Below are 25,657 nucleotides of genomic sequence, written 5' to 3'. Positions count from 1 at the left end.
CATTTTTTTGGAACGCTCATGACACCCAACGCCGAATATTACAAACCGACCGCTGAATATGCCGACAAGCTGATCAGCCAGATCGGTCAGACGCCTTCCTGGATCGCCAAGCGAATCGGCGTCACCGACAAACGGATTCGTTACATCCTCGACGGCGAAAGAACCGTCAAAGGCGAAACCACGCCGATCCAGATGACCTACCCCGAACAATTTGCCCTCGAATGCCTGGCAGCAGCGGCCAAGGCCAGCAAGAAACAGTCTTCGTAACCCATTTTCAAGGAGCGACCATGGCGGCAACTGAACAGCAACATGAACAGGCGCTGAAGAGGTTTCTCGATAAGCGCCCTGAACTGCGCGAGGAACTCGACAACCTCAACCCGCTGTTGGCTCAGGCCAAGGGCGAGACTGCGGCGCAGTACCGCGACGAGCGCCTGCATGAAGCCTTCGAAGCCGAAGCCGAGCGCCTGGGGTTGTTTGCCTGGGAGCTGACGCTGCAACTGACCGCCGCGACGGATGAAGACTACCAGGCCCAGCGCATGGAAGTGCACAAGGAAGTCGCCGAGATGGCCGGTATGGACTGGCTGGACTATTGCGAGTTATATGGATTGGGTAAGTGACCCTCACGGTCGCTGCCTGAGGACGACCTTCGCCGATGTTGCCATCTCTCTCAACCAACCGCGCCAGCCCCGGCCATTTGCATACCCAGAAATGGCGCGGACGCATCGGCATGTCGCTGGTGGCCAGCCTCTCGGTGCTCGCCGGCATGACCGACGCCATCGGCTTCATGGCCAGCGGTGATTTCGTTTCCTTCATGAGCGGCAACACCACCCGCCTCGCTGTCGCGATCAGCGATGGCGATATGGGGCTGACCCTGCGCCTGGTGATCCTCGTCGGCACGTTCGTCATCGGCAACGCCTTGGGGATTGTTGTCAGTCGCCTCGGTGGCAGACGCGCGCTGCCCTTGCTGCTGTGCATCGCCACGCTGCTTTGCGGTTCCGCCGCCTGGCCCTATGACGAACAACTGCCGGCGCTGCTGGCGGCGATTATCGCCATGGGCATGCTCAATGCCGCTGTGGAAGAAGTGAACGGCCTGCCCGTCGGCCTCACCTACGTCACCGGGGCGCTGTCGCGCTTCGGCCGTGGACTGGGGCGCTGGATGCTGGGCGAACGACGCAATGGCTGGCGCGTGCAACTGATCCCCTGGACCGGAATGTTTGCCGGCGCGGTGCTCGGCGCCGTGCTGGAACATCACCTAGGGCTCAGGGCGCTGTTTGTCAGTGGTCTGCTGGCCGGAATGGTCGGGCTGCTGTCGCTGAAAATCCCGCGGCGCTGGCAGTTGGGTTACATGCCGCGCTGAATCTTGGGTGGCCTGTTCGGGCCTCATCGCGGGCAAGTCGGATCGCCGCCCCGCCGATAAAGCTTTATCATGGCCGCAGTTTTGCTGATCGAGTCCGTCATGAAGTTCGCCATCGCGCTGTTTTCCGCCGCCCATGCGCCCTCCTCGCGCCGCGCCCTCCTGTTTGCTCAGGCTGCGCTGGCTGGCGGGCATGAGATTGTCCGGCTGTTTTTCTATCAGGACGGCGTCTACAACGCTTGCGGCAGTGTGGTTACGCCGCAGGATGAGCAGGACTTGCCCAAGCAATGGCGCAACTTCGTCACTGAACATCAGCTGGACGGCGTCGTGTGTATCGCCGCCGCCCTGCGCCGGGGCGCGTTGAACGAAGAAGAAGCCAAGCGTTATCAGCGTGAAGCCGTGGCGGTGGGCGCGCCGTGGGAATTGTCTGGCTTGGGCCAGTTGCATGACGCGGTGCAGGACGCCGACCGCCTGATCTGTTTCGGAGGCGCGTGACATGCCTAAATCCTTGTTGATAATCAGCCGCCAGGCGCCGTGGTCCGGGCCGAACGCGCGGGAAGCGCTGGACATCGTACTGGCCGGCGGCGCTTTTGATCTGCCGATCGGCCTGCTGTTTCTCGATGACGGGGTGTTCCAGCTCGCCGCGAAACAGGATGCCAAGGCCCTGCAACAGAAAGACCTGAGCGCCAACCTGCAAGCCCTGCCGATGTTCGGCGTCGAAGACCTGTTTGTCTGTGGCGACAGCGCTGCCGAACGAGGCCTGGACCCGAGCGGTTTGTCGTTGCAAGAAACCCAAGTGCTGACCGCCCACGAAATCACCGCACTTATTGACCGTTACGATCAGGTGATCACCCTCTGATGTCGACTTTGCATGTGTTGTCTCATTCCCCATTCGGCGACGACCGCCTGACGAGTTGCCTGCGCTTGATCGGCGCTGACGATGCGCTGCTGCTGACGGGCGACGCGGTTTATGCGTTGCGACCAGGCACCGCGCCGTTCAATGCGCTGAACGCCCGCAATCTGAAACTGTTCGTACTGGCCGAAGACGCCCAGGCTCGCGCGCTGGAGATTCCTGACACGGCCAAGGCCATTGATTACCCGGCCTTTGTCGAGCTGTCGATTCACTACGACAAGGTCAACAGTTGGCTATGAAATCCCTGACGGTCGGCGCACGCGCCATCGAGCTGGACAAGGACGGCTTCCTGGTCGAACTGAGCGACTGGTCCTGCGAGGTGGCCAGCGCCCTGGCAGCCGCCGAAGACATCGAGTTGAGCCCCGAACACTGGGAAATCCTCGAACTGCTGCGCAGCTTCTACGCCGAATTCCAGCTGTCGCCGGCCACTCGTCCGCTGATCAAGTACACCGCATTGAAGCTGGGCCCGGACAAGGGCAACAGCCTGCACCTGAACCGACTGTTCAAAGGCACCCCTGCCAAACTCGCCGCGAAACTGGCGGGCCTGCCCAAACCGACGAATTGCTTATGACCGACTATCCAGCGCTGACCCTCGAAACACCCGCCGAGCACCCGTTCGCCCAGTTCGTGCGCATCCTCGGCAAAGGCAAGCGTGGCGCCCGCGACCTGACCCGTGAAGAAGCCCGGGAAGCCATGGGTTTGGTGCTGGACGACAAGGTCGAGGACACCCAGCTCGGTGCATTCCTGATGCTGTTGCGGCACAAGGAAGAAAGCGCCGAGGAGATGGCGGGTTTCACTGAGGCGTTGCGTGAACGCCTGAACCCACCGGCATTTAATGTTGATCTGGACTGGCCGACCTACGCCGGCAAGAAGCGTCACCTGCCATGGTTCCTGCTGGCGGCCAAGTGCCTGGCGCAGAATGGCGTGCGGATTTTCATGCACGGGGGCGGCGCGCACACAGCCGGTCGGCTGTACAGCGAGCAACTGCTGGATGAGTTGAAAATCCCGCTATGCCGCAACTGGCAGCAGGTCGGTGAGGCGCTGGATAACGGCGGCCTGGCGTTCATGCCGCTGGTGGATTGGGCGCCGCAACTGCAACGGATGATCGATCTGCGCAATACCTTGGGCTTGCGCTCGCCGATTCATTCGCTGACACGAATTCTCAATCCGTTGGGCGCACGCTGCGGCCTGCAAAGTATTTTCCACCCCGGTTACCAGGCCGTACATCGCGATGCCAGCGGCTTGCTCGGCGACACTGCGATCGTGGTGAAAGGCGACGGCGGCGAAATCGAGATCAACCCGGACGCCGACAGTCACTTGTACGGCACCACGGGCGGTGAAAGCTGGGACGAAGAATGGCCGCAACTGTCGAGCCAGCGCCACGTCAAACCGGCCACGCTCGATCCCGAGCACCTGAAAGCCGTATGGCGTGGCCACGTGGTCGACAGCTACCCGCAAATGGCGCTGATTTCGACCATGGCCCTGGCCTTGCGCGGCCTTGGCCAGCCCCGTGGGCAAGCTTTCGAAACCGCCCAGCAGTATTGGGATGCACGGGACAGATCGATTTAACCGATCATAACGCCTCAACCTTTGCGCTTTTTGTTCGAACCTATGCGAATAGACTCCTCTCCAACGCTTATTGGCTGAGGAGTCTTGAACATGGGTTTGTTAGTTGAAGGTCGCTGGCATGACCAGTGGTACGAAAGCAGCAAAGACGGCGCGTTCCAGCGTGAACAAGCGCAACGTCGCAACTGGCTGACCACCGACGGCAAGCCCGGCCCGACCGGCGTCGGTGGCTTTGCGGCCGAGGCCGGTCGTTATCATCTCTACGTGTCCCTCGCCTGTCCTTGGGCCCATCGCACGCTGATCCTGCGCAAACTCAAAGGTCTTGAAAGCCTGATCGACGTGTCGGTGGTCAGCTGGTTGATGCTGGAAAACGGCTGGACCTTCGACCAGAACCTTGGCTCCACTGGCGACAAACTCGATCACTTCAATTTCATGCACCAGCGCTACACCGCCGATACCGCCGACTACACCGGCCGCGTCACCGTGCCGGTGCTCTGGGACAAGCAGCAGAACCGCATCGTCAACAATGAATCGGCGGAGATTATCCGTATGTTCAACAGCGCGTTCGATGATCTGACTGGCAATGACCTGGATTTCTATCCGGCGCCGCTGCGGGGCGAGATCGACGCGCTGAACGAGCGGATTTATCCGGCGGTGAACAACGGTGTCTATCGCGCCGGGTTTGCGACTTCGCAGAAGGCTTATGAAGAAGCGTTCGATGATGTGTTTGCCGAGCTGGACCGGCTGGAGTTGCTGTTAGGCGAGAACCGTTACCTGGTCGGTAAATACCTGACGGAAGCGGACATTCGGCTGTTCACCACACTGATTCGCTTCGACGCGGTTTACTACGGGCACTTTAAGTGCAACCTGCGGCGGATTGCCGATTATCCGAATCTGTCGAACTGGTTGCGGGAGATTTATCAGTGGCAGGGGATTGCCGAGACGGTGGATTTTGAGCACATCAAGAATCACTACTACGGCAGCCACAAGACGATTAATCCGACCGGGATTGTGCCGAAAGGGCCGGCACAGGACTTCACTGCACCGCATGATCGGGAGCGGTTGAGCGGGAAAGGTGTTTGGCGCAAGGCCTGACAGATGATCGTTCCCACGCTCCGCGTGGGAACGATCAGTTAAGGGAGCGACTCGGTCTCTAGACTTGCGACTGAGCACCCTCGAACCACGCCAGTTTCTCGCGCAGTTGCACCACTTCCCCAACGATCACCAGCGTCGGCGCATGCACTTCATGCTCCGCCACCAGCCGTGGAAGGTCCGCCAGAGTGCCGGTAAACACCCGCTGATTGACCGTGGTGCCTTGCTGAATCAACGCCGCCGGGGTATCCGCCGCGCGACCATGCTTGATCAATTGCTCGCAGATGATCGGCAATCCCACCAACCCCATGTAAAACACCAGGGTTTGCGCCGGCGCGACCAGGTCGGCCCACGGCAAATCGGTGGAACCGTCCTTCAAGTGCCCGGTGACAAAACGCACAGACTGCGCGTAATCACGGTGAGTCAGCGGAATCCCGGCATACGCCGCGCAACCGCTGGCCGCGGTGATACCCGGCACCACCTGGAACGGGATGCCATGGGCCGCCAGTTCTTCGATCTCTTCACCGCCGCGACCGAAGATGAACGGATCACCGCCCTTCAGCCGCACGACCCGCTTGCCTTGCTTGGCCAAATCCACCAATTGCTGGTTGATCTGATCCTGAGGCACGGCGTGATCGGCGCGACGCTTGCCGACGTAAACCCGCTCGGCATCGCGACGGCACAAATCGAGGATCGCCGGCGCTACCAAACGGTCATACAGCACCACATCGGCTTGCTGCATCAAGCGCAACGCGCGGAAGGTCAGCAAGTCGGGATCACCCGGCCCTGCGCCCACCAGATAAACTTCGCCGGTGGCTACAGGCGCTTCGCCATTGATTTTCGCCAGCATCAAGCGCTCTGCTTCGGCGCCCTGCCCGGCCAGTTGCCGATCAGCAATCGGCCCCTGGAACACATCTTCCCAGAACGCCCGACGCTGCTGCACATCCGGGAACAGGCGTTTGACCTGACTGCGGAAACGCGCCGCCAGACCGGCCAGTTGACCGTAGGTTGAGGGAATCCAGGTTTCGATTTTGGCGCGGATCAAGCGCGCAAGCACCGGCGCATCGCCCCCGCTGGAGATGGCCACAATCAAAGGCGATCGGTCGACGATTGCCGGAAAAATCACACTGCACAGGGTCGGCGCATCCACCACGTTGACCGGCACGCAACGCCGATGAGCATCGGCGGAGACTTGTGCGTTCAAAGGCTCGTCGTCGGTGGCGGCAATGATCAGCCCGCAGCCGTCCAGATCCGCCTCGAGGTAACCACGCACCAGGCACTCGCCACCGCTGCCGGCAACCAGCTCACGCAGCTGCGGTTCGATTTCAGGAGCGACCACCCGCAGCAGCGCACCGGCTTCGGCCAGCAGGCGGGATTTGCGCAAGGCAATCTCCCCACCACCGACGACCAACACACGACTGCCGCGAAGGTTATGAAACAGCGGCAGATAGTCCATTTAGCCGATGACCTCGAGGCCACCCATGTACGGTTTCAGCACGTCCGGCACACGGATCGAACCGTCGGCCTGCTGGTAGTTTTCCAGTACTGCCACCAAAGTACGACCGACCGCCAGGCCGGAACCGTTCAGGGTATGAACCAGTTCAGGCTTGCCGGTTTCCGGGTTGCGGAAACGCGCCTGCATGCGACGGGCCTGGAAGTCGCCGCAATTGGAGCACGACGAAATCTCGCGGTACTTGTCCTGGCTCGGGATCCACACTTCCAGGTCGTAGGTCTTGACCGCGCTAAAGCCCATGTCGCCAGTGCACAGCGCGATGGTGCGGTAAGGCAGTTCCAGCAGTTGCAGGACTTTCTCGGCATTGGCGGTCAGGCCTTCCAGCGCTTCCATCGAAGTCGACGGCTCAACGATCTGGACCATCTCGACCTTGTCGAACTGGTGCTGACGGATCATGCCGCGGGTGTCACGACCCGACGCGCCGGCTTCACTGCGGAAGCACGGCGTGTGGGCGACAAACTTGATCGGCAGCAGTTTCGAATCGACAATCTCGCCGGCGACGATGTTGGTCAACGACACTTCAGCGGTCGGAATCAGGTACAGATCAGCCTCGCCTTCGCGGCTGATCTTGAACAGATCTTCTTCGAATTTCGGCAACTGGCCGGTGCCCTGCAGGGCTGGCGCTTGAACCAGATAAGGCGTGTAGGCCTCTTCGTAGCCGTGTTCGCTGGTGTGCAAGTTGATCATGAACTGCGCCAGAGCGCGGTGCATCCGGGCGATCGGGCCGCGCAGCAAGGCGAAACGGGCGCCGGACAGCTTGGCGGCGGTTTCGAAGTCCAGCCAGCCGAACTTCTCGCCCAGTGCAACGTGGTCCTGAACCGGGAAATCAAACGCGGTCGGGGTTCCCCAGCGGCGCACTTCGACGTTGCCGTCTTCATCATCGCCGATCGGCACGGATTCGTGCGGCAGGTTCGGGATGCCGAGCAGGATCGAGTCCAGATCGGTCTGGATCGCATCCAGCTCGATTTTACCGGCACTCAATTCGTTCGCCATGCGCTCGACATCGGCCATCAGCGGCGCGATGTCTTCACCGCGCTGCTTGGCCTGACCGATGGATTTTGAACGCGCGTTACGCTCAGCCTGCAGGGCTTCGGTGCGGGTCTGGACGGTCTTGCGCTGTTCTTCCAGCGCTTCGATGCGCGCAACATCCAGCGTGTAGCCACGGGATGCCAGGCGGTCCGCTACGTCCTGAAGGTTGCTACGTAACAGTTTGGAATCGAGCATGTCGGTCTCTCGTTTATCAAAGTTTGGTCAAGGACAGGCCAGCCCAGGTGGCGAGCAGCCCGCCGAATACGCTGATGGCCAGATAACCGAAGGCTATCGGGGCTTGCCCGGTTTCCAGCAGGCGCAGCGTATCCAGTGAAAAGGATGAAAAGGTCGTCAGACCGCCTACAAAACCGACGATCAAGCCGGCGCGAATTTCGATCGGCACCTCCGGGCGCGTCAGAAACAGCCCGTAGAGCAAACCGATGATCAGGCAGCCCACCAGATTGACAGCCAGCGTCGCCAGATAAAAATGCCGGGGCCAGTTGGCGCTGACCCAATTGCCAGCGGCGAAACGCAGTAATGTACCAGCGATGCCGGCGACGGACACCGCAACAATCGTTCGAATCACTATTTTCTCCGCTGCCGGGGGCTGAGACGGTCAAGTTGGGCGAGATGATTGAGTTTTTCGCCGATCTTCAGCTCCAGGCCACGCGGCACCGGCTGATAGAACGGTTGGGGCTCGAGTTCTTCCGGGAAATAGTCTTCGCCCGCAGCGTAGGCGTCCGGCTCATCGTGGGCATAACGGTATTCGTCGCCGTAACCCAACTGCTTCATCAGCTTGGTCGGCGCGTTGCGCAGGTGCAGTGGCACTTCCAGCGACCCGTGTTCGGTGGCACTGCGCATCGCGGCTTTGAAGCCCATGTACACCGCGTTGCTTTTCGGCGCGCAAGCCAGGTACGTAATAGCCTGGGCCACCGCCAGTTCACCTTCGGGGCTGCCAAGACGCTCCTGCACTTCCCACGCCGCCAGGCACAGGCTCAAGGCGCGGGGGTCGGCGTTGCCGATGTCTTCGCTGGCCATGCGCACCACGCGTCGGGCCAGGTACAGCGGATCGCAACCACCGTCGATCATGCGCGCGAACCAGTACAGCGCGCCGTCGGGGTTGGAGCCACGCACCGACTTATGCAGCGCAGAAATCTGGTCGTAGAACGCTTCGCCGCCCTTGTCGAAACGCCGACGGGTATCGCCGAGCAGACTTTGCAGCAGATCGACGCCGATCTCGCAGTTGTCTTCAGCCAGGTCCGAGGCGTTTTCCAGCAAGTTCAGTAGACGCCGGCCATCGCCATCGGCGGCCGACAGCAGCATCTGGAATCCTTCATCGCTGAGGGTCAATTGCCGCTTGCCCAAGCCACGGTCTTCGGTCAGCGCGCGATGCACCAGCTTGCGCAGGGCCGCTTCATCGAGGCTTTTGAGCACGTAGACGCGGGCCCGGGAGAGCAACGCGTTATTGAGTTCGAATGAGGGGTTTTCCGTGGTGGCGCCGATGAAGATCAGCGTGCCGTCTTCGACATACGGCAGGAACGCATCCTGCTGGGACTTGTTGAAGCGATGCACTTCATCGACAAACAGGATGGTCCGCCGGCCGTACTGCCCGGCCTGTTGTTTGGCGATTTCCACCGCCTGACGGATTTCCTTAACGCCGGCCAGTACTGCCGAGACCGTTTCGAAATGTGCGTCCGAGACTTCCGCCAGTAGTCGCGCCAATGTGGTTTTACCCACGCCCGGCGGGCCCCAGAAAATCATCGAGTGCAGGGCACCCTGCTCCAGGGCTTCGCGCAAAGGCTTGCCGCGAGCGAGCAGGTGTTCCTGACCGACGTACTCGTCCAGATTGGCCGCACGCAAACGGGCGGCCAAGGGCTGAGCAATCGGGGCACTGCGGAACAGGTCCATCACTGCTTATCAAACCTCACTGATTCTCTATCCCCTGTAGGAGCGAGCCTGCTCGCGATGGACGTTAATGATAACGCTGGCTGCCTGACACCCAGCGGTGTCCTTGAGTTCATCGCGAGCAGGCTCGCTCCTACAGAGGTTCTGCGTTTTATTCCTGGATCACGTCGGCACCCTTGGGGATGTCGAATTTGAACTTGGACGCCGGAATCGGCTCGTTGGCCTTCACGCCGGTGAACAGGATGTTGGTGCGCTGACCAACGCTGTCGATCAGTTGCATATCATTGACCAGCCCGTTGCGGAACGACAGACGCAGGCTGTCGAACAGGGTGTCCTTGGTTTTCGGCTTCAGGGTGAAGTCGATGACGCCACCGGCTTCCTTGGCGCTGACGTCGAAGCTCTGACTGATCTTGGACACGTCACCGGACAGCAGCAGTGCCGGAGTCTGGGTCAGACGTTGGTCGAGGTTCTTGATGGTGACCTGCTCCAGGTCCGGGTCCCACAGGGAAACCTTCTTGCCATCTGAAACCATCAACTGCTCTTGCGGTGCGTCAGTGTGCCAGTAGAACAGGCCAGGACGTTGCAGCGACATTTGTCCGGCGGTTTCCTGCAATTGGGTACCGCTGCCGTCGAGGGTCAGCTGGGAGAAACGCGCGGTCAGGGTCTGGGATTTTTCCAGCAATTGGGTCAGACGCGCCACGTCCTTGTCATCGGCGTGGGCCGAAAGCGTGGTCAAAGCCAGTACCGGCAGCAACAGCATGCGGATAAGACGCATGGGAGTCCTCATAACATTCGTGGGAGTGCGATGGCGCGTCATTACACCACCGCGTTTCAATCAATTCAGTCACGTACCGGGCCCGGAGCCAGGACTTCACGCGAACCATTGGTGTTCATGGACGTCACGACCCCGGCCATCTCCATGGCTTCGATCATGCGCGCGGCGCGGTTGTAGCCGATTTTCAGCTTGCGCTGAACTGCAGAGATGGACGCGCGACGGCTTTCGAGAACGAACTGCACCGCTTCGTCGTAGAGCGCATCGGTTTCGGCATCATCGTCGCCACCGCCACTGCCGCCGTCAAAGCCACTACCGGGCTCTTCGACACCTGCGAGAATCTCGTCGTTATATTCTGGTGCGCCGCGCAGCTTCCAGGCTTCGACCACGCGGTGAACCTCGTCATCGGAGACAAAGGCACCGTGGACACGGATCGGCAGACTGGTGCCCGGCGGCATGTAGAGCATGTCACCGTGGCCCAGCAGCTGCTCGGCGCCGCCCTGGTCGATGATGGTTCGCGAATCGATCTTGCTCGACACCTGGAACGCCATACGCGTCGGAATGTTGGCCTTGATCAGGCCGGTGATCACGTCAACCGACGGACGCTGGGTCGCCAGAATCAAGTGGATACCGGCGGCACGGGCCTTCTGGGCGATACGGGCGATCAGTTCTTCAACCTTCTTGCCGACGATCATCATCATGTCGGCGAATTCGTCGACGACTACCACGATGGTCGGCAACTTGGTCAACAGCGGCGCTTCGTCGTGAATGCTTTCGCGTTTGTACAAAGGATCGGTCAATGGCGTACCGGCGTCCTGGGCTTCCTTGACCTTGGCGTTGAAGCCGGACAGGTTACGCACGCCCATCTTCGCCATCAGCTTGTAGCGACGCTCCATCTCCGCCACGCTCCAGCGCAGGGCGTTAGCCGCGTCTTTCATGTCGGTCACGACCGGACACAGCAAGTGCGGAATGCCTTCGTAGATCGACAGCTCGAGCATTTTCGGGTCGATCATGATCAGCTTGGCGTCTTCCGGGCCGGACTTGAACAAGATCGACAGGATCATCGCGTTCACACCTACCGACTTACCGGAACCGGTCGTACCGGCCACCAGCAAGTGCGGCATTTTTGCCAGGTCGGTGATGACCGGCTTACCGCCGATGTCGTGGCCCAGGGCCAACGTCACCGGGGACTTGAAGTTATCGTACTCAGGGGTCGACAGCACTTCGGAGAAACGCACGATCTGGCGGTCTTCGTTAGGAATCTCGATACCGACCGTGGTCTTGCCCGGTATCACTTCCACCACGCGCACGCTGGTCACGGCCAGGGAGCGTGCGAGGTCTTTCGCCAGGTTGGAGATACGGCTGACCTTGACGCCGGCCGCTGGCTGGATTTCGTAACGGGTAATCACTGGGCCGGGGTGGATCGAATCCACCGAGACTTCTACGCCGAATTCCTTGAGCTTGATTTCCAGCAAATGGCCAACCGCAGCCAGGGATTCAGGCGAGTAATTGAGTTGTTTCTTTTCCGCAGGATCGAGAATCGAGATCGGCGGCAAGGTGCCTTCCACCGCGCTGTCGACGAACAATGGTGCCTGCTTCTCTTTTTCCACGCGCTTGCTCGGAGCTGCGGGTTTCGGTGGAGCTGGCGCAATCACCGGCGGCACCTGTTTCTCACGGTCCGACATGTGCTTGCTCAGGGCCTGCTCTCGTTCGATCAGGCGTTCCTTGACCTTGGCCTGTTCGCGCTTGTCGGTGACGGTCGGCGCCACCACGTCATGGACGCGGTCGTCGACTTCACGCAACTGCGCAACCAGCTGTTTGCGTTCAACACGGGCGGCCCACCAGCGATTGGCCGCGCCCTGGAACAGTTCGAACAGATCGAGGGTGATCTTGCCGGTGACGTCCATCACCTTGAACCACGACAGGTCGGTGAACACCGTCAGGCCGAACAGGAACAGCGCGATGAGCAAAAGCGTGCTGCCCTGAATATTCAGGGCGTTTTTGGCCAGGTCACCGAGGCTTTCGCCCAAAGCGCCACCAGCGCCGGCCGGCAAACCGGTCGCCGCGTGAAAATGTATATGTGCGAGGGCTGCACCCGACAGCACCAGAAACACCAGACCGATCAGGCGCCAGGAGAACAGCCAGCCGCTCCACTCCCACTGCTCGTGGCGTTGACGGAAGATTTGAAAAGCCTTGATCGCCAGCAACAGCGGGAAGATGTAGGCGAAGTAACCCAACACCATGAACAGGATATCGGCGCTGTAGGAGCCGACCGGTCCGCCGAAGTTCTGCACATCGTCAATCTTGCTGTTATGGCTCCAGCCCGGATCATCCTTGCCGTAGGTCAACAAGGCCATCATCAGGAACAGGCACAAGCCGCCGATGGCGATCAATGCACCTTCCTTGAGTCGGTAGTGCAGTTGCTGGCGCCAGAGCGGAACGACGGCTGGTTTAGGTGCTGCGGTGGATTTCTTCAAAACGCTTCTTTTCCTGCGCCCATGGCGCGTCCATCTGTTGAATGACTATAAAAAACTGCCCAATCCAGGCAGGTAAAAAAGTTAACCGGCGCAACTGGGACTACTTTTAACACTACGCTCCGTTTTTTTTAAACACGGCGCGCACCGCTTATTTTATTACAAGCACTGTAACAGGCAGGCATTGTACGGGTTTGTTCGCCCGATGCCATGCTTGAAACCCAAGGTGTAGCATAGCCAACAGCACATTACACGCGGTTCAATTTGAGCATGCATTCTCTTTTGTGACAAAGGCTTATGAGGTGTTTTTATGAGCGAAGCGAAGCATTCCCGCCTGATTATTCTGGGTTCCGGCCCTGCCGGTTACAGCGCAGCCGTTTATGCCGCCCGCGCCAACCTCAAACCCGTTGTCATCACCGGCATACAGGCAGGTGGCCAGCTCACCACCACCGTCGAAGTCGATAACTGGCCCGGTGACGTCGAAGGCCTGACGGGGCCGGTGCTGATGGAACGCATGCAAAAACACGCCGAGCGCTTTGACACAGAGATTGTTTACGACCACATCCACACAGCCAAGTTGCAGCAACGCTCGTTTGAACTCATTGGCGACAGCGGCACTTACACCTGCGATGCGCTGATTATCGCCACTGGCGCCTCGGCACAGTACCTGGGGCTGCCATCGGAAGAAGCCTTTGCCGGCAAAGGGGTTTCAGCCTGCGCGACGTGCGACGGTTTCTTCTATCGCAATCAGGTGGTCGCAGTCGTCGGCGGCGGCAATACGGCGGTTGAAGAAGCGCTTTACCTGTCGAACATCGCCAAGGAAGTGCACCTGATTCACCGTCGCGACAAATTACGCTCAGAGAAAATCCTTCAAGACAAACTCTTCGAGAAGGCCGCCAACGGCAATATCCGCCTGCACTGGAACCAGAATCTGGATGAAGTGCTGGGCGATGCCAGCGGCGTGACCGGCGCCCGCCTGCGGGACAGCCACACAGGTGAGACCAGCGAATTGTCGCTGGCGGGTGTGTTTATCGCTATCGGCCACAAGCCCAATACCGACCTGTTTCAAGGCCAGTTGAACATGCGTGACGGTTATCTGCTGGTCAAGGGCGGCAGCGAAGGCGATGCCACCGCCACGGAAATCGAAGGCGTGTTTGCCGCCGGTGACGTGGCTGACCACGTTTACCGCCAAGCCGTCACTTCTGCCGGGGCCGGCTGCATGGCCGCACTGGACGCCGAGAAATACCTCGACGACATTCCGACCGTTTGACGGCAAACTTCACGGTGGGCCTACCCGCCCGCCACCGCCCTCCCCTTCTGCAAGCCCGGATGCCATGCTGACTTGGTTACAACGCAATACCCTCACCTTCCCGCCCCTGGAAAAAGCCATGCGCGATCCCAACGGGTTGTTGGCCGCGGGCGGCGATCTGTCCGCCGATCGTCTGATTCAGGCCTATCGCCACGGCTGCTTTCCGTGGTTCTCGGAAGGTCAGCCGATTCTTTGGTGGTCGCCGGATCCACGCACGGTACTTTTTCCCGACGAACTGCATGTCTCGCGCAGCCTGAACAAACTGCTGCGCCAACAACGCTATCAAGTGACCTTCGATCAGGATTTTGCCGCGGTCATCCGCGCCTGTGCCGCGCCAAGGGATTACGCCGACGGCACCTGGATTACCGAAGCGATGCAGAACGCCTACCTCGAACTGCACAGGCGCGGCTACGCGCATTCGGTGGAGGTCTGGGACCAGGATGAACTGGTCGGCGGGCTCTATGGTCTGGCGATGGGTCAGCTGTTTTTCGGCGAGTCCATGTTCAGCCGCGCCGACAACGCGTCCAAATTTGGCTTTGCCACATTGGTGCGACATCTGAAAGACTCAGGCTTTGTGCTGATCGATTGCCAGATGCCCACCGACCATCTGCACAGCCTGGGCGCCCGAGCGATTCCCCGCCGCGAGTTTGCAGACTACCTTGCGCAGCATCTGGATCAACCCAGCCGCGCAACCTGGGTTTGCTGAGCGACTTTTGCGCGCGTGGCTTACACTTAATTCAAAAGCTTATCCCGAGGGTTGATCATGACCGAGTTGGCGCGTTTGAAGTTTTATGCCACTCAGCCCCACTCTTGCAGCTATCTGCCCGAGGAGCAGGCTACGACCCTGTTCCTCGACCCTAGTCAGCCCATGGATGTGCATGTCTACGCAGACCTGTCTGAAATGGGTTTTCGCCGCAGCGGCGATCATCTTTACCGGCCCCATTGCCAGAATTGCAATGCGTGCGTACCGGCGCGCATCCCTGTGGCGCAGTTTTCGCCCAACCGTCAGCAGAAACGCATCTTCAAACGCAACGTTGACCTGCAAGTGCGCCCGGCCAAACCCGGGTTCAGCGAAGAATATTTCGACCTGTATCAGCGCTACATTGAACAGCGTCATGCCGATGGCGATATGTACCCGCCCAGTCGCGACCAGTTTTCGACGTTCCTGGTACGTGACCTGCCGTTTTCCCGATTCTATGAATTTCGCCATGAAGGCCGACTGCTGGCGGTGGCCGTCACAGACTTGCTGCCGAACGGTCTGTCGGCGGTCTACACCTTCTATGAGCCCGCCGAAGAACGACGCAGCCTGGGACGTTACGCGATCCTCTGGCAAATCGCCGAGGCCCAACGCCTGGGGCTGGAAGCGGTCTATCTGGGCTATTGGATAAAAAACTGCAAAAAAATGAGCTACAAGACCCAATATCGCCCCATCGAACTGCTGATTAATCAGCGCTGGGTCATCCTGAACTAGAGCAGACCCTAAACCCCTTGGCTTAAACCCCCTTTTTCGGGCACAATGCACGCCGCTTTTGCCTGGCGCAGTTGCACCGGGCCATTCATTGGACACCGAGGGCTTTACTGCATGTCGAAAGAAGACAGCTTCGAAATGGAAGGCACTGTCGTCGACACCCTGCCCAACACCATGTTTCGTGTGGAGTTGGAAAATGGGCACGTCGTAACCGCGCATATTTCCGGCAAGATGCGCAAGAACTACATCCGTATTCTTACCGGTGACAAAGTGCGCGTCGAGCTGACGCCCTATGACTTGAGCAAAGGGCGCATCACTTACCGCGCTCGCTAATCAAGTCAATACAAAACGCCCGGTTTATGCCGGGCGTTTTTGTGTGCGGATCGTTCCCACAGGGGATCGGTGTAGATCCGACGGACAGCAAAAAGGCGCCTTTCGGCGCCTTTTGCTTTGTTGCGATTAACGTCAGGCCATTTCAGCCGTGGTCTCGAACTCGAAGGTCAGCTCGCCGTCCTTCAGATCGATATGCACCACGCCACCATGATCAGCCAGCTCGCCAAAGAGAATCTCTTCTGCCAGCGGACGCTTGATCTTGTCCTGGATCAAACGCGCCATTGGTCGAGCGCCCATTGCCGAGTCGTAGCCACCCGCTGCCAGCCAACTGCGTGCTGCGTCCGTCACCTCCAGCTGCACACGCTTGTCTTCGAGCTGCGCCTGAAGTTCGGTAAGGAACTTGTCCACCACGCTTTTGATGACCTCATGACTGAGGCGACCAAACTGGATAATGGTGTCCAGACGGTTGCGGAATTCTGGCGTGAAGCTCTTCTTGATCACTTCCATCGCATCGGACGAATGGTCCTGATGGGTGAAACCGATCGAAGCGCGGGCCGCGGTTTCGGCACCGGCGTTGGTCGTCATGATGACGATCACGTTCCGGAAGTCCGCCTTGCGCCCGTTGTTATCGGTCAGCGTACCGTGGTCCATGACCTGCAGCAGCAGGTTGAAGACTTCCGGATGCGCCTTCTCGATTTCATCGAGCAACAATACGCAGTGAGGCTGCTTGGTGATGGCTTCGGTCAGCAGACCGCCCTGATCGAACCCGACATAGCCCGGAGGCGCACCGATCAGACGCGATACGGTGTGGCGCTCCATGTACTCGGACATGTCGAAGCGAACCAGCTCGATACCCAACGCCTTGGCCAACTGACGCGCCGCTTCGGTTTTACCGACACCGGTAGGCCCTGCGAACAGGAACGAACCGACTGGCTTGTCAGGCGACTTGAGACCAGCACGGGACAGTTTGATCGCGGTCGACAGCGAGTCGATCGCGGCATCCTGGCCAAATACGGTCAGCTTCAGATCACGCTCAAGGTTACGCAGCAGTTCTTTGTCGGAACTGGTGACGTGCTTAGGCGGAATCCGCGCGATTTTCGCAACGATGTCCTCGACCTGAGGCACTTCGATGCGTTTGACGCGCTTCTCGATCGGTTGCAGACGCTGGTAGGCACCCGCTTCGTCGATGACGTCGATGGCCTTGTCCGGCATGTGCCGGTCATTGATGTAGCGCGAGGCCAGTTCAGCCGCCGCACGCAGGGCTTCATCGCTGTATTCGATGTTGTGGTGCGCTTCGAAGCGCCCTTTCAGGCCGCGCAGGATACCGATGGTGTCTTCCACCGAAGGTTCCGACACATCGACCTTTTGGAAGCGACGCGCCAAGGCACGATCCTTCTCGAAGATCCCGCGGAATTCCTGGAACGTAGTCGAACCAATGCAACGAATATCACCGGAGGACAGCAGCGGTTTGAGCAGGTTCGAGGCATCCATGACGCCACCGGACGCGGCCCCCGCACCAATGATGGTGTGGATCTCGTCGATGAACAGGATCGCCTGCGGACGTTTTTTCAGCTCATTGAGCAACGCCTTGAAGCGCTTCTCGAAATCGCCACGGTATTTGGTCCCGGCCAGCAAGGCTCCCAGATCGAGGGAATAAACCACGCTGTTGGCCAGAAGATCCGGCACCTGGTTGTCGACAATGCGCTTGGCCAGGCCTTCGGCAATCGCGGTTTTACCCACGCCCGCCTCGCCCACCAGCAGCGGATTGTTTTTGCGACGACGCGCCAGGATCTGCGCGACGCGCTCAACTTCCAGCTCACGGCCTACCAATGGATCGATACGACCCTGGCGCGCGAGTTCGTTGAGGTTGCTGGCATAAGCATCCAGAGGATTGCCTGAAGATGAAGACTCACCGCCCTCGTCGTCCTGCATATCTTGCTCACCTTCAGAGTGATCGCCGTGCCCTGGCACTTTGGAAATGCCATGGGCGATGTAGTTGACGACATCGATGCGCGCAACGCTCTGCTGTTTCAGCAGGAACACTGCCTGACTTTCTTGCTCACTGAAGATCGCGACCAGCACGTTGGCGCCAGTCACTTCGCGTTTACCCGAGCTCTGTACGTGGAAGACAGCACGCTGCAGAACACGCTGGAAGCCCAAAGTTGGTTGGGTCTCGCGATCCTCGTCATGGACGGGGATCAACGGCGTGGTGGAGTCGATGAACTCCTGCAGGTCGTGTTTGAGTTTGTCGAGGTTTGCGCCGCAGGCACGCAAAACGGTGGCGGCAGCCTCATTGTCCAATAGGGCCAACAGGAGGTGCTCGACGGTCATGAACTCATGACGCTTCGAACGGGCCTCCTTGAAGGCAAGATTGAGGGTGACTTCGAGCTCGCGGTTTAACATAGCTTCACCTCATACCCAAGTGGTCGGCGATTAACCGTCCTTCTCGATTTCACAGAGTAGCGGATGCTGGCTTTCCCTGGCGTACTGGTTGACCTGCATGGCCTTAGTCTCGGCGATGTCGCGGGTAAACACTCCACATACTGCCCGCCCTTCTGTGTGGACGGCCAGCATGACCTTGGTCGCCAGCTCCCGATTCAGGTTAAAAAACACCTCGAGCACTTCGACCACGAAATCCATCGGTGTGTAGTCATCATTAAACAAAACCACCTTGTACATCGGCGGCGCCTGTAAAGCAGGCTTAGCCTCCTGAACAGCAATGCCTGCGGAATCGTCGTCGTGTGGCTCCGGGTGATCTTGCTGGAGAGTCGGGCGATCCTGATTGAATGTTAGTCGAATCTGGCTGATTGCATGCATGGAAAGAAAGGTTCGTCAGTTGTGCGAATACAGTGGTGGGGGCGACCATCGTCGATTTCAACTCCGACTGCCTGGTCACCTTGACTATCGGCAAAACGGTGTTACAACCAATAGAGCCCACAGTGGGTAAAAAAGGTCCGCGGAGTCAATCTTATTTCTAAGAAATGACTGCGGATGTACTGGATGATACTCCAGTGATGGAGTCTGTTGCAGAGGGATATGGGTATGTCAGTCGGTAAGGTGAAATGGTTCAACAATGCCAAGGGGTTCGGTTTCATTAACACCGACGCCAGAGAAGGTCGTGACGAGGATGGCAAAGAAATCGACTTCTTTGCTCACTATTCGGCCATTGATATGGACGGATACAAGACCCTCAAGGCCGGACAAGCCGTAAATTTCGAGATCGTCCAGGGCCCCAAAGGGCTGCACGCGGTGAAGATTACTGCTGCGACTGTTGCGAGCGAACAGGCCGCTCCCTCCCATCACCAGGAAACGGTGTCGAATTGATTTAACCCGTCATCCAGTCAAAAAAAACCGCCCGAAGGCGGTTTTTTTGTGCCGATTCGATTACATATGCGAGATAAGCGCATCACCAAACGCTGAAGAAGACAGCAGCTTCGCGCCTTCCATCAAACGGTGGAAGTCATAGGTCACGGTCTTGGCGGAAATCGCGCCGTTGGTGCCTTTGATGATCAGATCAGCCGCTTCGGTCCAGCCCATGTGACGCAGCATCATCTCTGCGGACAGGATCAGGGAGCCCGGGTTGACCTGGTCCTTGCCGGCATACTTAGGCGCAGTACCGTGGGTCGCTTCGAACATCGCAATGGTGTCGGACAGGTTGGCACCCGGCGCGATACCAATACCGCCCACTTCCGCCGCCAGGGCGTCGGAGAGGTAGTCGCCGTTCAGGTTCAGGGTTGCAATGACATCGTACTCGGCCGGGCGCAGCAGGATCTGCTGGAGCATGGCGTCGGCGATGGCGTCCTTGACGATGACGTTCTTGCCGGTTTTCGGGTTTTTGAACTGCATCCACGGCCCGCCGTCGAGCAGGGTCGCGCCGAACTCTTCAGCCGCCACTTCGTAGGCCCACTCCTTGAAGGCACCTTCGGTGAACTTCATGATGTTGCCTTTGTGCACGATGGTCAGCGAGTCGCGGTCGTTGTCGACCACATACTGCAGGGCCTTGCGCGCCAGGCGCTTGGTGCCTTGCAGCGAAACCGGCTTGATGCCGATACCGCAGTTTTCGTCGAAACGGATCTTGGTGACGCCCATTTCATCTTTAAGGAACTTGATGACTTTGGTCGCTTCCGGCGAACCGGCTTTCCACTCGATACCGGCGTAAATGTCTTCCGAGTTCTCACGGAAGATCGTCATGTCGACGTCGCCTGGCTTCTTGACCGGGCTAGGCACGCCTTCGAACCAGCGCACAGGGCGCAGGCAGACATAAAGGTCGAGTTGCTGACGCAGGGCCACGTTCAGGGAACGGATGCCGCCACCGACCGGGGTGGTCAGAGGGCCCTTGATGGAAACCACGTAATCTTTAACTGCGTCCAGGGTTTCCTGGGGTAGCCAGGTGTCCTGATCGTAAACCTGAGTCGCTTTCTCCCCGGCGTAGACTTCCATCCAGGAAATTTTGCGCTCGCCGCCGTAAGCCTTCTTAACAGCAGCATCGACAACCTTGATCATGACCGGGCTGATATCAACACCAATACCATCGCCTTCGATGAAGGGGATGATCGGGTTGTTAGGAACATTGAGAGAATGGTCCGCGTTGACGGTGATTTTGTCGCCGACTGCTGGAACCTGAATCTTCTTGTATCCCATGCTGAACTCCATTGTTTGGATTGAACATCTGGCTTCGTTCGAGCGTACCCCAGTTAAATCGGCACGCAAACCCTCTGTTCTATCCATCTGCCGCAAAGCTACACAGTTCGCGGCGTACAAGCCTGAAAGCAAAGGGAAAAGCGCCAAACTCAAGCACGGTGCAAGACTCTACGCCCCCCTCGCCCCTGCGACCTTTAGACCAATGGACGATAATCGTTGCATATGAACCATCGGCAGATTGCCAGCTTCCTATGTATAATGCCGCCCGCTGACCACAGAGTCACGACGGCCGATCTCTCTACTACGAGACTTTGAACCCGAAAAAGCAGGGCTGTTACCACAGTCCACCCGCTTGACGCTCGACTGATGCACCCAACATCACCGCGCACAAATCTCGACATTCGGCTCATGGACGACTTTGAACGAACGCGCTTACCCCGCGCCCCTCGAGTTTTTCTGCGCACGCTTTAGCAAAGAAGAGAGAGTTAATCCGAATATGCCCACCCGCTCGAAGATCATCTATACCTTCACCGACGAAGCTCCCGCCCTCGCCACCTATTCACTGTTGCCTATCGTAGAGGCCTTCACCGCCTCCGCTGATATCGCCGTGGAAACCCGCGATATCTCTCTTGCAGGGCGCATCCTGGCCAGCTTCCCCGAGCAATTGGGTGACAAAGCCGTAGCCGACCACCTCGCCGAACTGGGCGACCTGGCTGTTACGCCTGAAGCCAACATCATCAAGCTGCCGAACATCAGCGCCTCGGCCCCGCAACTGCAAGCCGCGATCAAGGAACTGCAAGCCCAGGGCTTCGCGCTTCCTGACTACCCGGAAACCGTGACCACCGACGCCGACAAGCTCGCCAAGTCGCGTTACGACAAGATCAAGGGCAGCGCCGTGAACCCGGTTCTGCGCGAAGGCAACTCCGATCGTCGCGCACCGCTGTCAGTCAAGAACTACGCGCGCAAGCACCCGCACAAAATGGGCGCCTGGGCTGCGGACTCCAAGTCCCACGTTGCGCACATGAACACTGGCGATTTCTACGGCAGCGAAAAAGCTGCCCTGATCGACGCCGCTGACGCCGTTAAAATCGAACTGATCGCTCAAGACGGCACCACCACCGTCCTGAAAGAAAAAACCACCGTGCAAGCCGGTGAGATCCTCGATTGCGCGGTACTGAGCAAAAACGCCCTGCGCAGCTTCATCGCTGCCGAGATCGAAGACGCCAAGCAAAAAGGCGTGCTGCTGTCGGTCCACTTGAAAGCCACCATGATGAAAGTCTCCGACCCGATCATGTTCGGCCAGATCGTTGCCGAGTTCTATAAGAACGCACTGGCCAAGCACGCTGACGTGCTGGCGCAGATCGGCTTCAACCTGAACAACGGCATCGGCGACCTGTACGCTCGCATCAAGGCTTTGCCGGCTGAGCAGCAAGCTGCGATTGAAGCGGACATCCAGGCGGTCTACGCCGCTCGTCCGTCGCTGGCCATGGTCAACTCCGACAAAGGCATCACCAACCTGCACGTGCCGAGCGACGTTATCGTCGACGCCTCGATGCCAGCGATGATCCGTGACTCCGGCAAGATGTGGGGCACCGACGGTCAACTGCACGACACCAAGGCTGTGATCCCGGACCGCTGCTACGCCACCATCTACCAGGCGGTGATCGAAGACTGCAAGCTGCACGGCGCTTTCGATCCGACCACCATGGGCAGCGTGCCAAACGTTGGCCTGATGGCGAAAAAAGCCGAAGAGTACGGCTCCCACGACAAGACGTTCCAGATCAAGGCAAACGGCGTGGTTCGCGTTTCCGACGGCGCTGGCCGCACCCTGCTGGAACAGTCGGTTGAAGCCGGCGACATCTTTCGCATGTGCCAGACCAAAGACGCACCGATCCAGGACTGGGTCAAACTGGCCGTCAACCGTGCTCGCGCAAGCGCCACGCCAGCGATCTTCTGGCTCGACCCGATGCGCGCTCACGACGGCGTAGTGATCGAGAAAGTTCAGGCTTACCTGAAGGATCACGACACCTCAGGCCTGGACATCCGCATCATGTCGCCAGTCGACGCGATGGCGCTCACCCTGGGCCGCACCCGCGAAGGCAAGGACACCATCTCGGTGACCGGTAACGTACTGCGCGACTACCTGACCGACCTGTTCCCGATCATGGAACTGGGCACCAGCGCCAAGATGCTGTCGATCGTTCCGCTGATGAACGGCGGCGGTCTGTTCGAAACCGGCGCCGGCGGTTCGGCGCCGAAGCACGTTCAGCAGTTGCTGGAAGAGAACTTCCTGCGCTGGGATTCCCTGGGCGAGTTCCTGGCCCTGGCCGCCTCCCTTGAGCACCTGGGTGTTACCTACAACAACCCTAAAGCGCTGGTGCTGGCCAAGACTCTGGATCAGGCCACCGGCCAGTTCCTGGACAAAAACAAGTCGCCATCGCGCAAAGTCGGCAACATCGACAACCGCGGCAGCCACTTCTATCTCGCGCTGTACTGGGCACAAGCCCTGGCTGCACAGACCGAAGACGCTGCACTGCAAGCGCAGTTCGGCGAACTGGCCAAGACCCTGGCCGAGAACGAAGCAACCATCGTTGCCGAGCTCAACGCCGTTCAGGGCAAGCCAGTGGACATCGGCGGTTACTACCACGCCAATGCCGAGCTGATCAGCAAGGCCATGCGCCCGAGCAACACCTTCAACGCCGCGATCGCTGCGCTGGTTTAAGGTTGTAAGGATGCAAAGAAGCCCCGGCCCAGTGCCGGGGTTTCTGTTTGTGTCCCACACTTTTCATTTGTGGAATACGGACCAATGTGGGAGCGAGCCTGCTCGCGATAGCGATATATCATTCAACATTGATGTCGACTGACCCACCGTCATCGCGAGCAGGCTCGCTCCCACACTGTTCTTTATTCCAATACTAGAAACCGAGGAAGCTTCATGGATTGGCTACCCCACGTCACCGTCGCCACCATCGTCGAAGATAATGGTCGCTTCCTGATGGTCGAAGAACTCAAGCACGGAAAAACGGTGCTCAACCAACCGGCCGGTCATCTGGATCCGGACGAAACCCTGATCGAGGCCGCCGTGCGTGAAACCCTCGAGGAAACCGGCTGGGACGTCGAGCCGACCGGCGTGGTGGGCATTTACCTCTACACCGCCCCGAGCAACGGCGTGACTTATCAGCGGGTCTGCTTCACCGCAAAACCGCTCAAACATCACCCCGACTATCAGCTGGACGACGGCATCGTCGGCGCAAAATGGCTGACGCGTGACGAACTGCTGGCACAGCGCGCAAACTGGCGCAGTGAGCTGATCATCCGCTGTATCGATGATTATCTGGACGGTAAACACTTCGGTCTCGAACTGATCCGCCCTTCTCTTTAGCCTTGCGGGCTTCGGCCTGTTAGAATCGCGTCCTTTTTAAAGACACTCATTGAATCCCTATGCGTGATCCAGCCCCTTCTGACACACAAAAGAAGCGCGTCATTGTCGGCATGTCCGGCGGCGTGGACTCTTCCGTTTCCGCTCTCCTGCTGATCGAGCAGGGTTATGAGGTGGAAGGCCTGTTCATGAAGAACTGGGAAGAAGACGATGGAACGGAATACTGCACCGCCATGGATGACCTGGCGGACGCTCAGGCCGTGTGCGACAAGATTGGCATCAAGCTGCACACCGCCAACTTCGCCGCCGAGTACTGGGACAACGTGTTCGAGCACTTCCTGGCCGAATACAAGGCCGGTCGCACGCCGAACCCGGACATCCTCTGCAACCGCGAGATCAAGTTCAAGGCGTTCCTCGACTACGCCATGATGCTCGGCGCCGACCTGATCGCCACCGGTCACTACGTGCGTCGCCGTGACATCGATGGCCGTACCGAGCTGCTCAAGGGCCTGGACCCGAACAAGGACCAGAGCTACTTCCTGCACGCCGTTGGCGGCGAACAGATCGCCAAGACACTGTTCCCGGTCGGCGAGCTGGAAAAACCCGAAGTGCGCGCGATTGCCGAGAAACACGAACTCGCCACCGCGAAGAAAAAGGATTCCACCGGGATCTGCTTTATCGGCGAACGCCGCTTCAGCGACTTCCTCAAGCAGTACTTGCCGGCCCAGCCAGGCGAGATAAAAACCACCGAAGGTGAAGTCATCGGCCGTCACCACGGCTTGATGTACCACACCATCGGCCAACGTCAGGGCCTGGGCATTGGCGGCTTGAAAGATGCGAGTGACGAGCCGTGGTACGTGCTGATCAAGGATCTGGTCAACAACGAGTTGATCGTTGGCCAGGGCAATGACCATCCGTACCTGTTCTCCCGCGCCCTGCTCGCTTCAGACATCTATTGGGTCAACCCGATCGACTTGAGCGAACCGCGCCGGCTGACCGCCAAAGTCCGCTATCGCCAAAGCGACCAGCCCTGCACGCTGGAAAAAACCGCCACCGGCTACCGCGCGATCTTCGATGACCCGCAACGCGCGGTCACCCCAGGCCAATCCGTGGTGTTCTATGACGGCGAAATCTGCCTCGGCGGCGGCGTGATCGAAATTGCCGAACCGTGGACAAGTAAAGGCCAGCAGCAATGAACCCGACTCAGGAGCAACTGACGGCCCTGGGCGGTGTGTTTCTCGCAGCCGTACTGGTCGACAAGATCGCCAAGACCGGCCAGACCACCGAAGCCGGCCTGACGTGCATGCTCGGCAGCCTGCTGATTCGCGACCCCAAGGACACGCTGGAGGTCTACGGTGGCGACGACATTTACTTGCGTGAAGGTTACCGCGCCTTGATCGGCGCCCTGGAGCGCGACCCGAGCACCCTTCAGCGCGAGCCGCTGCGCTATGCGTTGGCGATGCTCGGCCTGGAACGTCAGCTGGCAAAACGCGGCGACATGCTCGACGAGATCGGCAAGCGTCTGCCGCAGATTCAGTCTCAGGTCGAGCACTTCGGCCCGGCCCACGAAAACGTGATTGCTGCCTGTGGTGCGTTGTACCAGGACACGCTAAGCACTTTGCGCCAACGGATTCAGGTCCACGGCGACATGCGCAACCTGCAGCAACCGAGCAACGCCTCGAAAATCCGCGCCCTGTTACTGGCCGGGATTCGTTCGGCGCGCCTGTGGCGGCAGTTGGGCGGCCATCGCTGGCAGTTGGTGGTCAGCCGTCGCAAGTTGCTTAAAGAGCTTTACCCGCTGATGCGCAGCAGCTAAACCGCGCCCGCCACACCGTTTTGTAGTCAGTAACGCGTAATACGCTGGTCAGTTGGCAACGGACCGGCGGATTTTTTCATGTATGATACGCGC

The 25,657-nt window shown here is 59.2% G+C and carries 27 protein-coding genes; 18 read left to right on the top strand and 9 right to left on the bottom strand.

All coding sequences use genetic code 11. From position 1 onward, the window contains the following. The first annotated feature begins 18 nt into the window (after positions 1-18). From FQ185_RS14735 to FQ185_RS14695, 9 genes are all read left to right on the top strand, one after another. Complete coding sequence (locus FQ185_RS14735; protein ID WP_008154823.1) at positions 19-267, top strand: hypothetical protein; 249 nt, start codon at positions 19-21, stop codon at positions 265-267. 20 nt (positions 268-287) lie between these two features. Beyond that, a complete protein-coding gene (locus FQ185_RS14730) occupies positions 288-617 on the top strand; it encodes a DUF6388 family protein (RefSeq protein WP_149418041.1) in 330 nt (109 codons plus the stop codon). A 35-nt stretch (positions 618-652) separates the two neighbouring features. Beyond that, entirely contained in the window at positions 653-1,357 is a 705-nt protein-coding gene (locus FQ185_RS14725) for a YoaK family protein (RefSeq protein ID WP_149418040.1), read from the top strand. 99 nt (positions 1,358-1,456) lie between these two features. After that, positions 1,457-1,849, top strand: coding sequence for a sulfurtransferase complex subunit TusD (gene tusD / locus FQ185_RS14720; protein ID WP_149418108.1), 393 nt, complete (start codon positions 1,457-1,459; stop codon positions 1,847-1,849). A 1-nt stretch (position 1,850) separates the two neighbouring features. Next, complete coding sequence (gene tusC, locus FQ185_RS14715) at positions 1,851-2,213, top strand: sulfurtransferase complex subunit TusC (protein ID WP_149418039.1); 363 nt, start codon at positions 1,851-1,853, stop codon at positions 2,211-2,213. Continuing rightward, positions 2,213-2,506, top strand: coding sequence for a sulfurtransferase complex subunit TusB (gene tusB, locus FQ185_RS14710; RefSeq protein WP_149418038.1), 294 nt, complete (start codon positions 2,213-2,215; stop codon positions 2,504-2,506). The genes tusC and tusB overlap by 1 nt, the downstream gene beginning before the upstream one ends. Then, on the top strand, positions 2,503-2,838 hold the full coding sequence (locus tag FQ185_RS14705) for a TusE/DsrC/DsvC family sulfur relay protein (RefSeq protein WP_149418107.1): 336 nt from the start codon (positions 2,503-2,505) through the stop codon (positions 2,836-2,838). Before tusB ends, FQ185_RS14705 begins: the two co-directional genes overlap by 4 nt. Continuing rightward, the gene (locus tag FQ185_RS14700; RefSeq protein ID WP_149418037.1) at positions 2,835-3,836 is read left to right on the top strand and encodes a glycosyl transferase family protein; all 1,002 of its coding nucleotides are present in this window, start codon (positions 2,835-2,837) and stop codon (positions 3,834-3,836) included. Before FQ185_RS14705 ends, FQ185_RS14700 begins: the two co-directional genes overlap by 4 nt. 90 nt (positions 3,837-3,926) lie before the next feature. After that, positions 3,927-4,928 (top strand): glutathione S-transferase family protein, encoded by a 1,002-nt coding sequence (locus FQ185_RS14695; protein ID WP_149418036.1) that lies wholly within the window; start codon positions 3,927-3,929, stop codon positions 4,926-4,928. A 58-nt stretch (positions 4,929-4,986) separates the two neighbouring features. Here FQ185_RS14695 and cysG read toward each other — a convergent pair whose 3' ends face one another. From cysG to FQ185_RS14665, 6 genes are all read right to left on the bottom strand, one after another. Further along, on the bottom strand, positions 4,987-6,381 hold the full coding sequence (gene cysG, locus FQ185_RS14690) for a siroheme synthase CysG (RefSeq protein WP_149418035.1): 1,395 nt from the start codon (positions 6,379-6,381) through the stop codon (positions 4,987-4,989). After that, a complete protein-coding gene (gene serS / locus FQ185_RS14685) occupies positions 6,382-7,662 on the bottom strand; it encodes a serine--tRNA ligase (RefSeq protein ID WP_149418034.1) in 1,281 nt (426 codons plus the stop codon). It lies immediately after the preceding gene. A gap of 16 nt (positions 7,663-7,678) precedes the next feature. Beyond that, entirely contained in the window at positions 7,679-8,053 is a 375-nt protein-coding gene (gene crcB, locus FQ185_RS14680) for a fluoride efflux transporter CrcB (protein ID WP_149418033.1), read from the bottom strand. Next, the gene (locus tag FQ185_RS14675; protein WP_149418032.1) at positions 8,053-9,375 is read right to left on the bottom strand and encodes a replication-associated recombination protein A; all 1,323 of its coding nucleotides are present in this window, start codon (positions 9,373-9,375) and stop codon (positions 8,053-8,055) included. The genes crcB and FQ185_RS14675 overlap by 1 nt, the downstream gene beginning before the upstream one ends. A gap of 148 nt (positions 9,376-9,523) precedes the next feature. Then, on the bottom strand, positions 9,524-10,147 hold the full coding sequence (gene lolA / locus FQ185_RS14670; protein WP_149418031.1) for an outer membrane lipoprotein chaperone LolA: 624 nt from the start codon (positions 10,145-10,147) through the stop codon (positions 9,524-9,526). Positions 10,148-10,212: 65 nt separating this feature from the next. Further along, complete coding sequence (locus FQ185_RS14665; protein WP_149418030.1) at positions 10,213-12,621, bottom strand: DNA translocase FtsK; 2,409 nt, start codon at positions 12,619-12,621, stop codon at positions 10,213-10,215. 307 nt (positions 12,622-12,928) lie between these two features. Between FQ185_RS14665 and trxB the strand changes: the two genes are divergently transcribed. The 4 genes from trxB (at position 12,929) to infA (ending at position 15,728) form a co-directional block, all read left to right on the top strand. Continuing rightward, positions 12,929-13,888, top strand: a complete 960-nt coding sequence (gene trxB, locus FQ185_RS14660) for a thioredoxin-disulfide reductase (RefSeq protein WP_149418029.1) — start codon at positions 12,929-12,931, stop codon at positions 13,886-13,888. Positions 13,889-13,952: 64 nt separating this feature from the next. Then, positions 13,953-14,633, top strand: a complete 681-nt coding sequence (gene aat / locus FQ185_RS14655) for a leucyl/phenylalanyl-tRNA--protein transferase (RefSeq protein WP_149418028.1) — start codon at positions 13,953-13,955, stop codon at positions 14,631-14,633. 57 nt (positions 14,634-14,690) lie between these two features. Continuing rightward, positions 14,691-15,398, top strand: a complete 708-nt coding sequence (locus tag FQ185_RS14650; RefSeq protein ID WP_149418027.1) for an arginyltransferase — start codon at positions 14,691-14,693, stop codon at positions 15,396-15,398. Positions 15,399-15,509: 111 nt separating this feature from the next. Then, entirely contained in the window at positions 15,510-15,728 is a 219-nt protein-coding gene (gene infA / locus FQ185_RS14645; RefSeq protein ID WP_002553999.1) for a translation initiation factor IF-1, read from the top strand. 132 nt (positions 15,729-15,860) lie between these two features. On the opposite strand, the gene clpA is transcribed toward infA, so the two are convergent. Beyond that, positions 15,861-18,131, bottom strand: a complete 2,271-nt coding sequence (clpA, locus tag FQ185_RS14640; protein ID WP_007946437.1) for an ATP-dependent Clp protease ATP-binding subunit ClpA — start codon at positions 18,129-18,131, stop codon at positions 15,861-15,863. Between the two features lie 30 nt (positions 18,132-18,161). Continuing rightward, on the bottom strand, positions 18,162-18,545 hold the full coding sequence (gene clpS, locus FQ185_RS14635; RefSeq protein WP_149418026.1) for an ATP-dependent Clp protease adapter ClpS: 384 nt from the start codon (positions 18,543-18,545) through the stop codon (positions 18,162-18,164). Positions 18,546-18,770: 225 nt separating this feature from the next. On the opposite strand from clpS, the gene FQ185_RS14630 reads away from it, so the two are divergent. Continuing rightward, on the top strand, positions 18,771-19,052 hold the full coding sequence (locus FQ185_RS14630; RefSeq protein ID WP_149418025.1) for a cold shock domain-containing protein: 282 nt from the start codon (positions 18,771-18,773) through the stop codon (positions 19,050-19,052). Between the two features lie 60 nt (positions 19,053-19,112). Here FQ185_RS14630 and icd read toward each other — a convergent pair whose 3' ends face one another. Continuing rightward, complete coding sequence (gene icd, locus FQ185_RS14625) at positions 19,113-20,369, bottom strand: NADP-dependent isocitrate dehydrogenase (RefSeq protein ID WP_010458895.1); 1,257 nt, start codon at positions 20,367-20,369, stop codon at positions 19,113-19,115. A 496-nt stretch (positions 20,370-20,865) separates the two neighbouring features. Here icd and FQ185_RS14615 point away from each other — a divergent pair, with 496 nt between their 5' ends. The 4 genes from FQ185_RS14615 to hflD all read left to right on the top strand — a co-directional run bounded on the left by FQ185_RS14615 (position 20,866) and on the right by hflD (position 25,564). Next, entirely contained in the window at positions 20,866-23,091 is a 2,226-nt protein-coding gene (locus FQ185_RS14615) for an NADP-dependent isocitrate dehydrogenase (protein WP_149418023.1), read from the top strand. Between the two features lie 213 nt (positions 23,092-23,304). After that, on the top strand, positions 23,305-23,751 hold the full coding sequence (locus FQ185_RS14610) for an NUDIX hydrolase (RefSeq protein ID WP_149418022.1): 447 nt from the start codon (positions 23,305-23,307) through the stop codon (positions 23,749-23,751). A gap of 59 nt (positions 23,752-23,810) precedes the next feature. Continuing rightward, a complete protein-coding gene (gene mnmA / locus FQ185_RS14605; protein ID WP_149418021.1) occupies positions 23,811-24,944 on the top strand; it encodes a tRNA 2-thiouridine(34) synthase MnmA in 1,134 nt (377 codons plus the stop codon). Continuing rightward, positions 24,941-25,564, top strand: coding sequence for a high frequency lysogenization protein HflD (gene hflD, locus FQ185_RS14600; protein WP_149418020.1), 624 nt, complete (start codon positions 24,941-24,943; stop codon positions 25,562-25,564). Before mnmA ends, hflD begins: the two co-directional genes overlap by 4 nt. Positions 25,565-25,657: the final 93 nt, after the last annotated feature.

The sequence above is a fragment of the Pseudomonas sp. ANT_H12B genome (genome assembly GCF_008369325.1).
Classification (GTDB): Bacteria; Pseudomonadota; Gammaproteobacteria; order Pseudomonadales; family Pseudomonadaceae; genus Aquipseudomonas.
The sequence above is the reverse complement of the archived record's forward strand: the minus strand, read 5'-3'. Positions and strand labels throughout refer to the sequence as shown.

Coding starts and splice junctions, on each gene's coding strand:
- FQ185_RS14735 (WP_008154823.1), top strand. CDS start 19: ATGACACCCAACGCCGAATATTACAAACCGACCGCTGAATATGCCGAC.
- FQ185_RS14730 (WP_149418041.1), top strand. CDS start 288: ATGGCGGCAACTGAACAGCAACATGAACAGGCGCTGAAGAGGTTTCTC.
- FQ185_RS14725 (WP_149418040.1), top strand. CDS start 653: ATGTTGCCATCTCTCTCAACCAACCGCGCCAGCCCCGGCCATTTGCAT.
- tusD (WP_149418108.1), top strand. CDS start 1,457: ATGAAGTTCGCCATCGCGCTGTTTTCCGCCGCCCATGCGCCCTCCTCG.
- tusC (WP_149418039.1), top strand. CDS start 1,851: ATGCCTAAATCCTTGTTGATAATCAGCCGCCAGGCGCCGTGGTCCGGG.
- tusB (WP_149418038.1), top strand. CDS start 2,213: ATGTCGACTTTGCATGTGTTGTCTCATTCCCCATTCGGCGACGACCGC.
- FQ185_RS14705 (WP_149418107.1), top strand. CDS start 2,503: ATGAAATCCCTGACGGTCGGCGCACGCGCCATCGAGCTGGACAAGGAC.
- FQ185_RS14700 (WP_149418037.1), top strand. CDS start 2,835: ATGACCGACTATCCAGCGCTGACCCTCGAAACACCCGCCGAGCACCCG.
- FQ185_RS14695 (WP_149418036.1), top strand. CDS start 3,927: ATGGGTTTGTTAGTTGAAGGTCGCTGGCATGACCAGTGGTACGAAAGC.
- cysG (WP_149418035.1), bottom strand. CDS start 6,381: ATGGACTATCTGCCGCTGTTTCATAACCTTCGCGGCAGTCGTGTGTTG.
- serS (WP_149418034.1), bottom strand. CDS start 7,662: ATGCTCGATTCCAAACTGTTACGTAGCAACCTTCAGGACGTAGCGGAC.
- FQ185_RS14675 (WP_149418032.1), bottom strand. CDS start 9,375: ATGGACCTGTTCCGCAGTGCCCCGATTGCTCAGCCCTTGGCCGCCCGT.
- lolA (WP_149418031.1), bottom strand. CDS start 10,147: ATGCGTCTTATCCGCATGCTGTTGCTGCCGGTACTGGCTTTGACCACG.
- trxB (WP_149418029.1), top strand. CDS start 12,929: ATGAGCGAAGCGAAGCATTCCCGCCTGATTATTCTGGGTTCCGGCCCT.
- aat (WP_149418028.1), top strand. CDS start 13,953: ATGCTGACTTGGTTACAACGCAATACCCTCACCTTCCCGCCCCTGGAA.
- FQ185_RS14650 (WP_149418027.1), top strand. CDS start 14,691: ATGACCGAGTTGGCGCGTTTGAAGTTTTATGCCACTCAGCCCCACTCT.
- infA (WP_002553999.1), top strand. CDS start 15,510: ATGTCGAAAGAAGACAGCTTCGAAATGGAAGGCACTGTCGTCGACACC.
- clpA (WP_007946437.1), bottom strand. CDS start 18,131: ATGTTAAACCGCGAGCTCGAAGTCACCCTCAATCTTGCCTTCAAGGAG.
- clpS (WP_149418026.1), bottom strand. CDS start 18,545: ATGCATGCAATCAGCCAGATTCGACTAACATTCAATCAGGATCGCCCG.
- FQ185_RS14630 (WP_149418025.1), top strand. CDS start 18,771: ATGTCAGTCGGTAAGGTGAAATGGTTCAACAATGCCAAGGGGTTCGGT.
- icd (WP_010458895.1), bottom strand. CDS start 20,369: ATGGGATACAAGAAGATTCAGGTTCCAGCAGTCGGCGACAAAATCACC.
- FQ185_RS14615 (WP_149418023.1), top strand. CDS start 20,866: ATGCCCACCCGCTCGAAGATCATCTATACCTTCACCGACGAAGCTCCC.
- FQ185_RS14610 (WP_149418022.1), top strand. CDS start 23,305: ATGGATTGGCTACCCCACGTCACCGTCGCCACCATCGTCGAAGATAAT.
- mnmA (WP_149418021.1), top strand. CDS start 23,811: ATGCGTGATCCAGCCCCTTCTGACACACAAAAGAAGCGCGTCATTGTC.
- hflD (WP_149418020.1), top strand. CDS start 24,941: ATGAACCCGACTCAGGAGCAACTGACGGCCCTGGGCGGTGTGTTTCTC.